This window comes from Lyngbya sp. CCY1209, assembly GCF_055795065.1.
This window is the reverse complement of sequence record NZ_JAYFER010000516.1, coordinates 1-13,304: the sequence shown is the minus strand read 5'-3', so window position 1 is coordinate 13,304 and position 13,304 is coordinate 1. Positions and strand designations below refer to the sequence as shown.

At 54.7% G+C, this 13,304-nt stretch carries 12 protein-coding genes and 1 tRNA gene; 4 read left to right on the top strand and 9 right to left on the bottom strand.

From position 1 onward, the window contains the following. Window positions 1-111 precede the first annotated feature (111 nt). The 5 genes from AC0QHF_RS16730 to AC0QHF_RS16710 form a co-directional block, all read right to left on the bottom strand. A complete protein-coding gene (locus tag AC0QHF_RS16730; RefSeq protein ID WP_324705367.1) occupies window positions 112-1,506 on the bottom strand; it encodes a helix-hairpin-helix domain-containing protein in 1,395 nt (464 codons plus the stop codon). Window positions 1,507-1,575: 69 nt separating this feature from the next. After that, the gene (locus tag AC0QHF_RS16725) at window positions 1,576-4,275 is read right to left on the bottom strand and encodes a DNA polymerase III subunit alpha (RefSeq protein ID WP_324705366.1); all 2,700 of its coding nucleotides are present in this window, start codon (window positions 4,273-4,275) and stop codon (window positions 1,576-1,578) included. A gap of 40 nt (window positions 4,276-4,315) precedes the next feature. Continuing rightward, window positions 4,316-4,630, bottom strand: a complete 315-nt coding sequence (gene grxC / locus AC0QHF_RS16720) for a glutaredoxin 3 (RefSeq protein ID WP_324705365.1) — start codon at window positions 4,628-4,630, stop codon at window positions 4,316-4,318. 28 nt (window positions 4,631-4,658) lie between these two features. Continuing rightward, the gene (locus AC0QHF_RS16715; RefSeq protein WP_324705364.1) at window positions 4,659-4,832 is read right to left on the bottom strand and encodes a hypothetical protein; all 174 of its coding nucleotides are present in this window, start codon (window positions 4,830-4,832) and stop codon (window positions 4,659-4,661) included. Between the two features lie 389 nt (window positions 4,833-5,221). Next, window positions 5,222-5,989 (bottom strand): PspA/IM30 family protein, encoded by a 768-nt coding sequence (locus AC0QHF_RS16710; protein WP_324705363.1) that lies wholly within the window; start codon window positions 5,987-5,989, stop codon window positions 5,222-5,224. A 114-nt stretch (window positions 5,990-6,103) separates the two neighbouring features. On the opposite strand from AC0QHF_RS16710, the gene AC0QHF_RS16705 reads away from it, so the two are divergent. Beyond that, entirely contained in the window at window positions 6,104-6,349 is a 246-nt protein-coding gene (locus AC0QHF_RS16705; RefSeq protein ID WP_324705362.1) for a hypothetical protein, read from the top strand. Window positions 6,350-6,440: 91 nt separating this feature from the next. On the opposite strand, the gene AC0QHF_RS16700 is transcribed toward AC0QHF_RS16705, so the two are convergent. After that, window positions 6,441-6,920, bottom strand: coding sequence for a CRR6 family NdhI maturation factor (locus AC0QHF_RS16700; RefSeq protein WP_324705361.1), 480 nt, complete (start codon window positions 6,918-6,920; stop codon window positions 6,441-6,443). A gap of 389 nt (window positions 6,921-7,309) precedes the next feature. On the opposite strand from AC0QHF_RS16700, the gene AC0QHF_RS16695 reads away from it, so the two are divergent. Next, a complete protein-coding gene (locus AC0QHF_RS16695) occupies window positions 7,310-7,486 on the top strand; it encodes a hypothetical protein (RefSeq protein WP_324705360.1) in 177 nt (58 codons plus the stop codon). Between the two features lie 110 nt (window positions 7,487-7,596). Beyond that, window positions 7,597-9,312, top strand: a complete 1,716-nt coding sequence (locus AC0QHF_RS16690; protein ID WP_324705359.1) for a peptidoglycan-binding domain-containing protein — start codon at window positions 7,597-7,599, stop codon at window positions 9,310-9,312. Window positions 9,313-9,386: 74 nt separating this feature from the next. On the opposite strand, the gene AC0QHF_RS16685 is transcribed toward AC0QHF_RS16690, so the two are convergent. From AC0QHF_RS16685 to lipA, 3 genes are all read right to left on the bottom strand, one after another. Then, window positions 9,387-9,914, bottom strand: a complete 528-nt coding sequence (locus AC0QHF_RS16685; RefSeq protein WP_324705368.1) for a ferric uptake regulation protein — start codon at window positions 9,912-9,914, stop codon at window positions 9,387-9,389. Window positions 9,915-10,261: 347 nt separating this feature from the next. Next, window positions 10,262-11,491 (bottom strand): RNA polymerase sigma factor SigC, encoded by a 1,230-nt coding sequence (gene sigC, locus AC0QHF_RS16680; RefSeq protein ID WP_324705358.1) that lies wholly within the window; start codon window positions 11,489-11,491, stop codon window positions 10,262-10,264. 661 nt (window positions 11,492-12,152) lie between these two features. Next, the gene (gene lipA / locus AC0QHF_RS16675; RefSeq protein WP_324705357.1) at window positions 12,153-13,031 is read right to left on the bottom strand and encodes a lipoyl synthase; all 879 of its coding nucleotides are present in this window, start codon (window positions 13,029-13,031) and stop codon (window positions 12,153-12,155) included. A 148-nt stretch (window positions 13,032-13,179) separates the two neighbouring features. Here lipA and AC0QHF_RS16670 point away from each other — a divergent pair. Then, window positions 13,180-13,253 (top strand) — tRNA-Pro (locus AC0QHF_RS16670). The last annotated feature ends 51 nt before the right edge of the window (window positions 13,254-13,304 follow it).

Sequence of the window (13,304 nt, the reverse complement as noted above, 5' to 3'; positions counted from 1 at the left end):
GCTGTGAGCCTTGAAATTGATTTCAAGGCGGGTCTCAAATTGGCAGATTTGTCCTAACCGTTCTGGCGGTTGCTATAACCTTGCCCCCGGCCTCCTGGAGCCTCCAATTCCCTAAGAACTGGCCGGCAGGATGTCCGCTTTGAAGTGGGCGGTTTTCAGGCGATCGACGATCGCGGTATTGTCTTCGACCCAGTATTGGGAACCGAAGCGAACCCGGCGTTTTTCCGGGGTGTCGCCGACGATCGCTTCCACGGAAACGGTGGCCGATTCGGGGTTGCCGCGACATTCTTGCAAGATGTCTTTGAGCCGTTTTAATGTCTCCACTTCGGCGATTTCTTCGGGGGTCAAATGCAGGCGGATCAGCCGGGAAGTGGTGATTTTGGGGGAGCTGTTTTGGTCGGATTTTGGGCGTGCGATCGCCCGCTGCACCAACTCGTCCGCCGAGTGCATGGCATCCACGATTATTTGGGTCTGGTCGTCCCGCTTTTCCACCTTTCCTTCCACGATCGCGATCGCATTTTCTTGGAGACAGTCTTTCACGTCTTCGTAGGAACTCGGAAATACCACCGCCTCCATCTGCCCCGTCAGATCTTCGAGGAGTAAAAACGCCATGCGATCGCCTTTTTTGGTCAGGTGGGGTTTGATATTGATCAACATCACCGCCGTTTTGATGGCGGTCTTCGGCCTTTTCTCGGGCAGTTGCGACAGCGTGACCGCATCCTCCAAAACCCCCGATTCCGACAGGGATTTTAGCGGGTGATCGGAGACATAAAAACCGAGCAATTCTTTCTCAAATTGCAGCTTATCCTTTTGGTGAAAATCGTCGGTTTTTGGCACTTCCGGCGCGGCTTCCTGGGTCGAAGCAGTCACCGTAGAATCTCCCAAAATATCGAACAAACTCGTCTGACCGACCGCCCGATCTTTCGCCCTCTTTTGCGCCCAGGGTATCAGTTTTTCCAAGTATTGAATCGATTGTTTGCGGTTGGAATTCAAACTGTCGAAAGCGCCCGATTTTATCAAAGATTCTAGCGCCCGACTGTTGACGGTTTGCAGGCTGATGCGATCGCACAGATCGGGCAAACTTTGGAACGGCCCGCCTTCTTCCCGGACGGATAACAAATGTGCGATCGCGCCGTCCCCGACATTTTTGATCGCCGACAACCCGAATACAATTCCGTCCTCTACGGGGGTAAAATCCACCCCGGAACGGTTGATATCCGGCGGCACGACTTCGATCCCCAAATGTTTGCAGGACTCGATGTAAGCCCGCACCTTGTCGGTATTGCCGCTATTTTCTGTCAGCAGTGCCGCCATGTATTCGACGGGATAGTTGGCTTTCAAATAGGCGGTCTGATAGGTGACGTAGCCGTAGGCGGTTGAATGGGATTTGTTGAAGCAGTTGGACGCGACCAACCCGTTGGCGAGGACAAAGTTATGATCTTTTACGACACCAATATCGTACACTTTTTCTTCGCTGACTTTTTGACGAGAAACAATTTTAACCACGGCGGTAACTCCTGAGAATCTGCTGGATTTTCGATCAAGAAATAGATTGGCAGTTTAAAAAATACGTTTTTAACTGACCTTCAGAAAGTGCCATTCTGCGCTTTTTTCAAGTTTTTTCAAATCGAGATTCCGTTCAAAAATTTCATCGATGGGCAATAACTGCCCGTCCTCGGTCATAAATTTATGATCCGGTGTCGCCCGAATCACCGTCCCATCTTCCAGGCGATATTCGTAAACTTCCTGGATGCCGCGATCGTGCCACTGGGCGATCGGTTGGGTGTAGACGTATCCATTTTTATCCACGGTATAAACCGTACACTCGATCTGATTCTCGACGATTTTACCGATCGCGATCGGCCCGTATTCCACCGTCAGAATTTCCGTGTCGTAGGTCAAACAATATTCGGCGAATTTGACCATCTGATCGAACAGGTGTTCGGCGATATTTTGGGCGACTCCGTTCCGCGTCGCACCGTCGATAAACGTTTCCCGGTGCTTCTGCATTTCCGACAGTTTTTTCTTACCCATCGCCCGCCGCAGCAGGTCCGCCTGACCCAAAGAATACCCCGCCAGATCCTGAGCCATTTTCATGATCTGTTCTTGATAAACCAGAATCCCGTAAGTTTCATTCAGAATCGGTTCCAACAGTTTGTGTTCGTAGCGGATCGGTTCCTTCCCGTGTTTGCGGTTGATAAATTGGGGAATCAAACCCGCATCGAGGGGACCCGGACGGTACAACGCCAAAATCGAAGAAATATCCTCGATACTCGACGGCTTCAAATCCTTCACGATCTGCCGCATCCCGGAAGATTCCAACTGAAAAATCCCTTCCAAACTGCCCAGTTCCAAAATTTTATAAGTTTTTTGGATATCCTCGGGCATTTTCTTGATCTCCCCCTTCGCCAAAATTCGCATCGCCCTGCGTTCTTCTGCCGGGAGATCGTAGGGGTCGATCGCCAAATTTTTACTTTTCCGAATGTAGTCCAAAGTTCGCTGGATAATCGTCAGATTCTTCAACCCCAAAAAGTCCATTTTCAACAAACCCAGGGCTTCGATATCCTCCATATAATATTGGGTGATCACCGCCCCGTCATTGTTGCGCTGCAGGGGCACGATCGCATCCAGAGACTCTTTGGAAATCACCACTCCCGCCGCGTGGACGCCGAAGGTTTTATTCGTCCCTTCGATGCGAATCGCCATGTCCACCCACTGGCGGACGGAAATTTCCCCCACCATATCCCCGGCATTATTTTTAATCGGAACTGACTCGTTATCGTAGGCGGCTTTAAATTCCGGCGAAGGACTTTGATCGGAAATCATCACCTTCAATTTTGCCGGTTTTCCCCGCGCCACCGGAATCAATTTCGCCATCTGATCGGATTTGCTGTAGGAAATCCCCAGCACCCGCGCCACGTCTTTTAAAACCGCCTTGGATGTCATGCGGTTGAAGGTGATAATTTGGGCGACTTTATCCTCCCCGTATTTGTCCGTTACATATTGGATCATTTCGTCGCGGCGATCGATACAAAAGTCCGTATCAATATCCGGCATCGATTTCCGTTCCGGGTTCAAAAATCGCTCGAACAGCAAACCGTGGTGAACCGGATCGATGTTGGTAATTCTCAACGCATAGGCGACCAAAGATCCGGCGGCAGAACCCCGCCCCGGCCCCACCGGGATGCCATTATCTCGGGCGTGTTTGATGTAGTCCCACACCACCAAAAAATAGGTCGAGAACCCCATTTTTTGCATCATTTTTAATTCGTATTCCAGGCGATCGCGGTAGGTGGTGTGAATCTCCGATCGCGTGGCGGCGTTGAGGCGATCTTTCAACCCCTCCCAGGTGACTTCTTCCAAGTAAGTATCCGCCGTGTGGTTAGGGGGGATGGGATAGTCGGGGATGCGCGGTTCTCCGAGAATGCCGGTGTAGGGTTCGACTTTTTCGGCGACTTCCAACGTATTGGCGATCGCTTCTTTGATCACCTCATCCGGGAGATGATCTCGGAACAGTTGCATCATCTCTTCGGCGGATTTCAAATACTCCGTCCCGCTGTAGCGCAGTCGCTTATCTTCGGTAATTAATTTCTGGGTATTGATGCACAGTAAAGCATCGTGGGCTTCCACGTCGTTGCAGGAGATAAAGTGGGAATCGTTGGTGGCGATAATTTTAACTTCAAATTCCCTCGCGAGTTGCACCAGCGCCACATTCACGATCCGATCTTCGGGGGAACCGTGATCCTGAATTTCCAGATAGTAATCCTCCCCGAAAATCCCCTTGTACCACTCGACGGTTTTGCGGGCGACATCCATTTTTCCCTGCAAAATCGCCTGGGGTACTTCCCCCCCCAAACAGGCGCTGGTGACGATCAAGCCTTCGTGATACTGTTCCAAAAATTCTTTGTTGATACAGGGGCGGGCGAAAATTCCCTTTCCTTGGAATCCTTTTAAGTGAGAAATTGTCGTCAATTTGACCAGGTTTTTGTAACCTTGGGTATTCTTGGCGAGGACGACTTGGTGATATTTTTTTTGTCGTTTTAATTGGGTGGTGACATCGCCATTCATCACATACATTTCGTTGCCGATGATGGGTTTAATGCCCTTGCCCCGGCAGAGTTTGATCAGTTCGATCGCGCCATACATGACGCCGTGATCCGTGAGGGCGATCGCGGGCATTCCCAGTTCCACCGCCCGACTCACCAACTGTGGCAGTTGGGAGGCACCGTCGAGGAGGCTGTAGTCGCTGTGGATGTGCAGTCCCACGAAAGACATGGTAATTTCTCCAATATTTTAGAATCAAAAATAGTGACAATTAGCCGGCGGGTTGCGTCAGCAGGGGGTCGAGTTTACCCTCCCCATCCAACTGATAGAGCTCGTCACATCCGCCGATATGGCGATCGTTGATAAAGATTTGGGGCACCGTCCGCCGGCCGTTGGCGCGATCGGCCATCAGGTTGCGGGCTCCATTGTCCCCGTCGATTTTATATTCTTTGTAATTCACCCCTTTCCACCACAGCAGCAGTTTGGCGCGGATGCAGTAGGGGCAGGTTTGCCAAGTGTAGATCTCCACGTCGGCTTTGATGTTTTCGGGGTGGCGGCCCAGGAGGGGATTGAGAAAGTCTAACATGATTTTTTTATAACTTGTAATTTTCGGATTAGTTGTAGTTGATATAATTGGGGTTTCTGAGTTGCGATCGCATCCGGTAAATAAACCTTTGCTCTTTAAAAATAGAGACGTAGTAGTGCATGACAAAAATGAGGTTGATCAGGAAAAACAAAGCCGTCAATAAAAATCTAAATATGGAGGCAAAATTGAACTCGGAAATCATCGTAAAAACACTGAATACGATGGAACATAGACCAAACCCCGCCGCAAATGAACTAAGTGTGAGAAAGCGAACTTTAAGCATCATCAATTCACAGAATTAAAAGCAATCGAGTCCGGTTGAATCCAGCCACCCCCAACACCACCGCCGATGGTACGGCCATCGGTCACACAAATTATTCCCGATCTGCGCCCGAAAGTCAAAGTCTTGAATCCCCCACACCCGACACCGGGCACACGGCGCCACGAGTTCTCACACTGATGTTTTCGGCAACAAAAATGGGGGCTTCCCATCAGGAGTTCACCGTCCGTTGCCTTCCCCTACAGCCGGGAAGTCAATCGGGTTCTCCGACAAAAAGCCCAAAGGTGATTGGAAACGATGGAGACCGAAACCTACATTTTGTTGAGTTCGTTGCGTAAATCCTCCAATTCCCGGTCAACGTCAGCTTTAGACGCCGAACCCTCGCTCGACGAACCTTCAAGCTGCGGTTGGTTAGCCGGGGCGCCCGAGAGCTGCGCCTTCATCGCCGCCAACTCGTCATCGACATCGCTGCCGGCTTCGAGAACGCGGAACTGTTCTTCCAAACCCGAACCCGTCAGTTCGGCCGCGGCCGTCGAACGCGCCTCCATTTGCAGAACTTTCTCCTCCATCCGGTCGAAAGCCGCCGTCGCGCCGCCGGTATTGATGCCGCCGAGAACGTTGTTGAGCTGTTCGTTCGCCTTGGCAGCCTGAGCCCGAGCCTTGAGCATATTTTTCTTGGTCTTGGCTTCGGAAATTTTACTTTCCAAGCTGAGTAAGTTGCGCTTGAGAGTTTCCACCTGGGTACTCTGCTGGTCCATATTGACCTTGAGCGTGTTGGCGGTTTCGACGTAGCCCTTCTTGCGCTGCAGGGCCTCCCGAGCCAGATTCTCATCGCCCTTCTGGAGTGCGAGTTGCGCCCGGGACTGCCACTGGTTGGCTTGGGACTGGGCCTGATTGTACTGCTGTTGGCTGCGCTTTTGTTGGGCGATGGCTTGAGCGACGGCCTGACGCAACTGGATCAGATCCTCTTGCATTTCGATGATGGCCTGTTCGAGGATCTTTTCAGGGTCTTCCGCCTTGCTGACCAGGTCGTTCAAGTTTGCTCTGACAACTCGGCCGATACGGTCAAATAATCCCATAATGATGTTTTTCCTTAGACGGTGTATGAGTAGTTTGGTCAGGGCAGGCCGTTCGGATGAGCCTGCTCAACATCAGTTAATCCGAGGTGACGGGTTTGACACTTCCCCGACCAAATGGCGGCGGGGAATCGGGGGGAGGAACGGGACGTTCGCGACGGCCGCAGGACTTTGCCGTTTCCGGGAAGCAACAAAAAAGACGCGGCCCACCCGGCGGTGTCAATTCCCATCATACTCTCCGGCACTCGTGCCATTGAGTTTACAACTTTTTTCGGGAGTTGCTCGAACCCCTGGCGATCGCGTCTGGGCCGGCGGGAGCCGAGAGCGGACGACCGGACAAGGCGCGATCGCTCGACGGATTGAAATCGCAATTGATTAATTCCAGTGTAACGCCTGGATCCGGAGTCCCGTACAAGTTGCGACGGAAAAGATGGCAGCCGAGTTCGACAAACTCTCAATTTTCGATCGCCTCGAAAAAGGCCTCGTCCAAATCGTACCCCAGCATTTGGGACATCGACTGCAGCCGGGAGCGGCTGGGAAGGCCCTGTTCGCGCAGCCAGCGGGTGAGGACGAATATTTTGTGCATCAGGAAAATTTCCAGGGCCTCCGGGTTGTACTGGATGCCTTCCCGGCGGTGAAAGGAGTGGGGGACGAGCATGGCCGCGTAGCGGGCCAACTCCCCCTCCCGCCAGTCGAGCAGGAAGGGGAGCCAGGGATAGCGGCTGTCGAGGCGGATGAACCAGAGCCGAATTTCCGGAACCTCGGACAACTCGCGGGGGTCTTGGGGGTCGAGGGGATAGTCGATCTCGAAGCGGAGTTGCTGTTCGCCCTCGGCGATTTTGCCATCCCGGAGCAGCGGCTCGATCGCCTCCCGGACGGGGGAGAGATCCAGCGAGTTCAGGCAGTTGGAGTCCAGTGCGATCATTATCGTCATTTAATCTTCACCTTTGCCCATCTCAAATCGGGCGCTCTGTCTTTTGGATTTTATCGGATGTGGGGGTTCGGGCCGATCGCCAGTTTCGCGATCGCGTGTTGACGTTCTATTCCCTACACCCTACACCCTACACCCCACACCCGCGCGCAGCGCCATCGCCCGAAAATCCCATCTCTTCGGGTCGGATATCGAGTCCGCCGCATTTTTCGATGTTAAATTTCGTTAAAAAAAACCGGCGAATTCCCCCTGCAATGTTAAGAAACTTAGCTAAAGTTGAATCTTCATTTCAATCAGCCGCCGCGGCCTTCCAATTTCCGGCGGGGGTGCTAGGGTGAGAAGCATTGCAATTTTCGATCGCCCACCCCGAGTCAATTCAAAACCTAAAGATTATGTATAAACGCAATTCCGAACGGGACCCCATCGGAGCCGCCGTCACTGCCGGTTTGGGAGCCGGTGTCGCCACGTCTTTCGCCGTCAGCCAGGGACAAAGCCCCTGGGTGGCGCTGGGAATCACCGCATTCTCCATCATCGTCGCCCTGCTGTGCGATCGCGCCGGTTTGGTATAACGTCTGTTGGAACGGCCGATATAGAATGGGGGAAACAATCACCCGGGATTCGACATCTAAAGGATCTCAGGTTCAATTGTTCCCCCTTTCTATTATTTTCCCGATTCATTATGATGGACTCTTATGCTTACCTTCACCTCGCCCTGAGCTACGAAAATCCCCCCCATTTCCATCTCGCCAACCCGATGGGGATTCGGTGGAAAAAACTCTCCACCCGGGCTGATCGAGGTTTTCTCTCCCTGGCCGTCACCCTCGCCGTTTTGAGCCTCGCCCAGGCGGCCCAAGCCCTGGTGGCGATCGGGGATTTCGGCTCGGAAGTCACCCGCATTCAAAACCGGTTGAGCGAACTCGGATACTTCACCAGCAACACCACCGGCTATTTCGGCGACATCACCCAGAATGCCGTCATTCAATTTCAGCGGGATAACGGGTTGGTCCAGGATGGCATCGTTGGCCCCAATACCCTGGCCGCCCTGTTCGGCACCGACTCTCCCGCAGACCCCACGCCCCCGGTGAGCGATCGCGACCTGATCGGACTCGGGGTCGGAGACAGCGGCCCGGGGGTGACGAACCTGCAAAATCGCCTCCGCAATCTCGGCTACTTCACCGCCAACTCCACCGGCTATTTCGGACAAATCACCCGCAATGCCGTGATCCGCTTCCAACAGGACAACTTCATTTCCGCCACCGGTTTGGTGTCCGAAGAAACCCTCGCCCTGCTTAACCAACGCCCGGTCCCCCTCCCGGAAATCGGCCTCGGCCCGGGGAGTACCGGTTCGGCGGTGGGAGGCATCCAACGGGTGCTCCGACAACTCGGATTTTATCGCGGCCCGATCACCAACGTTTTCGACCAGGCGACCGCCAGGGCCGTCCGCAACTTCCAGATCGCCTACGGCCTGCCCCCCACCGGCCGAGTCGAAGCCGCCACCCAAGCCCTCCTGGTGAGTTGGGGAGTCGTCGTCCCCGGCACGCCGTCCGTCCCCAGTTTCCCGAGCAACCCCCCCAACTCCCCCCCCATCCTCGTCGTCGGCAATCGGGGGACGGCGGTGCTTCTCCTCCAAAGGCGACTGCAACAGTTGGGATACTACACGGGAACGGTTGACGGTATCTTCGACGAGTCCACCCGGCGGGCGGTGATCGGCTTCCAACGGGCCTACGGCATTCCACCCACGGGCCGAGTCGATGCCACAACCCAGTTCTATCTGGTGCGGGTGCTGGCTCGAACCACCACCGTCAGCCAGATTCCCCAGGTTCCGGCCGTGACGGTCAGCCCCGTCCGCCCCGTCGTGACGCCTTCCGTCTCCCTGACCGTCGGCGACACGGGAATGGGAGTCCGCCGGATTCAGCGACGGTTGCGGGAGTTGAATTTCTACGACGGCCCGATCAATGGCTTCTTTGATGGCGGCACTCAAATGGCGGTGATGCGGTTCCAGCAAGCCTACAACATCACGACCACGGGGATCGTGGGCCCGACGACGGAGGCGTACCTGTTCAACTTAAATCGCCGCATCTTCAGCTACATCACCCCCTCCGTCGCCGCCGCTTCTTCTGATGCCTCTGACACCCGAGTTGAAACCCACTCCGCGGCGATCGCTTCTTCTGATGCCTCTGACACCCGAGTTGAAACCCACTCCGCGGCGATCGCTGCTTCCGCTGCCGCCGACACCCCTGTCAATGTCGCGGCATTACAAGAACGGCTGAAAATTCAGGGACTCTACAGCGGACCGATCAACGGCCTGTACGATGCCCTCACCCAATCGGCGGTGGCCAAAGCCAAGGAGTTGTACGGGGCGAGTGCCGAAGCGGTACTCTACAGCGGTTTGTAGGCGATCGCACGCAAAAAAAAGCGGGGAAAAATCGATTTTTCCCTGCCCGAATTGAAACGACATCGAAAGCCGAGTCAATCTGTATCCTCATCTTCAGAACCGGCCGTTTCCGCGATCGTTTGGGAACAGGACCAGTTGCTCGACACCAAAGACGGCCAACCCATCCGCAGCGCCTCGTGACAGACGGTGTGGATGGTGAGTTGGCAGTCGAGCATATGCAACCCCGATTTTTCGGCCTGTTTCAACCCGATTTTGGAAATGGAATCGTTCTTAAATTCGATGGTCTTGTTGCACTGCACGCAGACGAGATGGTGGTGGTGGTGGGGGTAGGGTTGGTTGATCTCGTAGTGCTTGTGACCCTCGGCCAGTTCCAACTCCCGCAAAATCCCCATCCGCGCCATCAGCTTCAAGGTGCGATAAATCGTCGATAAACTGATATTCTCCCCCCGACTTTTCAACAAATCGTAGAGATCTTCGGCGCTCAGGTGGGTACCCTTGGGCAGATTTTGGAACACGTGGAGAATGGTTTCTCGCTGGGGTGTCAGGCGCCACCCTTTGTTGTTGAGTTCCGATTTAAAAGAACTTGCGGTATATAGCGGCATCATTCAGTTTTCAATAAAGCTTTGCTACTGACAATAATACATGGGATCTCCAGAAATTGTCAAAAAAATCCGCTTATTGAGAATCAATAGCGGTAGCGAATTGGGGACAGAAATTTGATGGCGCTGCGTGTAGGGAATGGGCAATGGGGGATAGGGAACTGAAATCACCTCGAAATCAAGGTTTCGGGCGCTCTCCCCCAAACGAAACCGTGAACACGCGATCGCGATACTTGCGATAGATTGTAGGGGCGCAAGGCTTGCGCCCGAATTGGAGATTCTCCGAACGGGGGGAAGGGAGGAGCGAGGAGTGACTCTCCACTCCCCGGTTCCTACACCCTACACCCGACTCAACTCAGGGATTCCAGATAATCCCGCACCCGGTTGCGGCGCTTGGGTTGGCGCAGCTTTTGCAGGGCCTTCGCTTCAATTTGGCGGACCCGTTCCCGGGACAGTTCCAGGGCGCGGCCGATTTCGGCCAGGGAGTAGGGGTGGCCGTCGCCGAGGCCGTAGCGCATGGAAATCACGTCCCGCTCCCGGCTGGTGAGGTCGGCGAGGAGTTGTTGCAGGTCGCGGTGCAGGGATTCGCGCATCAACAATTCTTCCGGGGTGACATCTTCCGTTTCCAACAGGTCCCCGAGTTCCGTATCTTTGTCAGTGCCGACCTTCGTCTCCAGGGAAACCGAGCGGGGGACCCGCAGCAGCACTTCCCGAATTTGCGCCGGGGTCATTTTCAACTCGGCGGCGATGTCGTCGATGGTGGCGGTGCGACTTTTTTCCTGGGAAATCTGGCGCTGGGCTTTTTTGATTTTATTGAGTTTTTCGGTAATGTGGACGGGGAGGCGGATGGTGCGACTCTGGGTGGCGATCGCCCGGGTGATGCCCTGGCGAATCCACCAGTAAGAATAGGTGCTGAAGCGATAGCCGCGGGTGGGGTCGAACTTCTCGACGGCCCGCTCCAACCCCAGGGTCCCCTCTTGGATCAGGTCTAACAATTCCAAACCCCGGTTCTGATATTTTTTGGCAACGGAAACCACCAGGCGCAAATTGGCTTTGATCATGTGATCCTTCGCCCGCAGCCCCCGGGCTTGAACCTGTTCGAGTTCTTCCACCGTCAACTCCGCCAACTCGGCCCAGCGGCGCTTTCCTAGGGCCATCAGCGGCTTGAGTTGGGCGACCTCGACCCCGGCGGTGGCGGCCCAGCGCTCCAGGGAGGGCCGGTGTCCCAATTGTGCGGCCAGGCGATCGCGGGTTTTGATCAGGTGGACGTAGGTTTGCAACTCGCCCCCCTCCGTTTGAGCCGCGGCATCGCGCAGTTCGATCAGCCGCAGGTAGCGCTGCACGTTCTGAGCCTCGGAAACTTCCTCGTCCCGTCCCAGCAGGCGCACCCGGCCGATTTCTTGCAGGTAGAGGCGAACCAGATCTGTCGTGCGTCGGTTGGCAGACATCTCGGATGATTCGGCGTCGCTCAAGTCTATGTGGACCCGTTCGTTTCCGGATGATTCCATATCCCGATCCCCAGAATAATCTTGCAGGTTGTCGGTGGATTCGGTTTCGGCGTGAAAATTGGTGGCTGACATGATGGTTATCTCAGTTGCTCTCGGTGAAACAAAAATGGCTCTCCCAGGAGGTCTATGATGTAGATGTCCCGACGGATCGAGGCTGACGATGGCGACTCTCAAGTTGTCTGGGAGCTCGAGACCGCTCTTGAGTCTTTCAGATCTCGGTGTTGCCGATCAGCAATCTGAACCTTCAGTTTTCAAATTGGCGACTCCTAAAATAGTGATCCGATCGACAATTTGGGTTACTGTTTCAGGCTCGTTAGCTAGTATATAGAGATGGCAACATAAAAAAAGTGACCCTTGTCAGGTCACTGGCTAATCTTCATCACCCGCCGAGGGGGTTCCCGATCACTTCTCAACGATCCTCAAATTCTTTAACAAAAATATACAGTCAACTTCCCGCCGTTTTTGACGTTTCATTTCGGCAACAGTTCGATTGTACTCGATCAATTGCCAGAACGGCAATTCGGTGTTGGCCGTCCGGGTCATTTGTAGCAGGGTTTTTTAGACAATTATCGCCGGGGCCATCGCGATCGCCGATCGCATTCACAGGAAATCGGCGATCGCGATCGCAACTTTTTTCGCCCCAGTTCTCCCCAATATAGCACCGCCCATATGGGTGGAGACATTGCCAAAAGTTGAAAAGCTCTTGTCATCAACTTTTGACTTTTGAATTCCATTAGTTCGGCGTCCGGGGATAACGTTCCATCAGATCTCGCACCTGTTCCGCGTGGTAGGAACTGCGGGTCAGGGGAGAGGCGACGACCTGCAAGAATCCCAAAGACTCGCCGTAGGCTTTCCAGGCATCGAACTGTTCGGGGGGGATGAAATCGACCACCCCCAGATGTTTGGCGGTGGGTTGCAGGTACTGTCCCAAGGTAAGGATATCGCAATCGACGCCCCGCAGATCGACCATTGCCTCCCGCACTTCCGCATCGGTTTCCCCGAGTCCCACCATCAGCCCGGATTTGGTGTACATTTGGGGGGCCATTTGCCGCGATCGCCGCAACAGTTCCAGGGTGCGATCGTAGTCTCCCTGGGGACGGGTGCGGCGGTAAAGCCGGCGCACGGTTTCGGTGTTGTGGTTGAGCACCTCCGGTTTGGCGTCGAGAATGATTTCCAACGCGCCCCAGTTGCCGCACAGGTCCGGGATGAGCACTTCGACGGTGGTTTGGGGCGATCGCGATCGCACCGCCTCGATGCAGCGGACGAATTGGGAGGCCCCCCCGTCGGGCAGGTCGTCCCGGTTGACCGAAGTGATCACCACGTGATTCAAATTCATCCGCCGCACCGCCTCGGCCAGCCGTTCCGGTTCGCTGGGGTCGAGGGCCTTCGGCTTCTTCTCAAAATCGATATCGCAGTAGGGACAGGCGCGGGTGCAGGCCGGCCCCATGATCAGAAACGTCGCCGTCCCCGCGTTGAAACACTCTCCGATGTTGGGACACGACGCCTCCTCGCAAACGGTATTCAACCCGAGATCCCGCAGAATCCCTTTGACGTTTCCCACGCGCTCCCATTGGGGGGCTTTCACCCGCAACCAGTCCGGCTTAGACACCATGCTGACCGCCTCCGACCTCAACTAACATTACTGGTGCGATCGTGCCACACTCCGACACCAAATCTCAACAACCCGATTTTTCGGGGCGGCTTGTTCTGGACGGGGGAGAAATGATATGCTAGGATAGGTCAATGTGAAACTGAGTTCACGGGATGTAGCGCAGTTTGGTAGCGCACCTCGTTCGGGACGAGGGGGTCGCAGGTTCAAATCCTGTCATCCCGATTGATATCAAACCCCGATTCTGTCGGACTTGGGACGGCTTCCTGAAGCTGA

What these genes read in the sequence shown, in the direction of transcription:
- AC0QHF_RS16725 (WP_324705366.1), bottom strand. Translation starts at nt 4,275, where the DNA reads ATGTCTTTCGTGGGACTGCACATCCACAGCGACTACAGCCTCCTCGAC.
- grxC (WP_324705365.1), bottom strand. Translation starts at nt 4,630, where the DNA reads ATGTTAGACTTTCTCAATCCCCTCCTGGGCCGCCACCCCGAAAACATC.
- AC0QHF_RS16715 (WP_324705364.1), bottom strand. Translation starts at nt 4,832, where the DNA reads ATGATTTCCGAGTTCAATTTTGCCTCCATATTTAGATTTTTATTGACG.
- AC0QHF_RS16710 (WP_324705363.1), bottom strand. Translation starts at nt 5,989, where the DNA reads ATGGGATTATTTGACCGTATCGGCCGAGTTGTCAGAGCAAACTTGAAC.
- AC0QHF_RS16705 (WP_324705362.1), top strand. Translation starts at nt 6,104, where the DNA reads ATGGCGGCGGGGAATCGGGGGGAGGAACGGGACGTTCGCGACGGCCGC.
- AC0QHF_RS16700 (WP_324705361.1), bottom strand. Translation starts at nt 6,920, where the DNA reads ATGACGATAATGATCGCACTGGACTCCAACTGCCTGAACTCGCTGGAT.
- AC0QHF_RS16695 (WP_324705360.1), top strand. Translation starts at nt 7,310, where the DNA reads ATGTATAAACGCAATTCCGAACGGGACCCCATCGGAGCCGCCGTCACT.
- AC0QHF_RS16690 (WP_324705359.1), top strand. Translation starts at nt 7,597, where the DNA reads ATGATGGACTCTTATGCTTACCTTCACCTCGCCCTGAGCTACGAAAAT.
- AC0QHF_RS16685 (WP_324705368.1), bottom strand. Translation starts at nt 9,914, where the DNA reads ATGCCGCTATATACCGCAAGTTCTTTTAAATCGGAACTCAACAACAAA.
- sigC (WP_324705358.1), bottom strand. Translation starts at nt 11,491, where the DNA reads ATGTCAGCCACCAATTTTCACGCCGAAACCGAATCCACCGACAACCTG.
- lipA (WP_324705357.1), bottom strand. Translation starts at nt 13,031, where the DNA reads ATGGTGTCTAAGCCGGACTGGTTGCGGGTGAAAGCCCCCCAATGGGAG.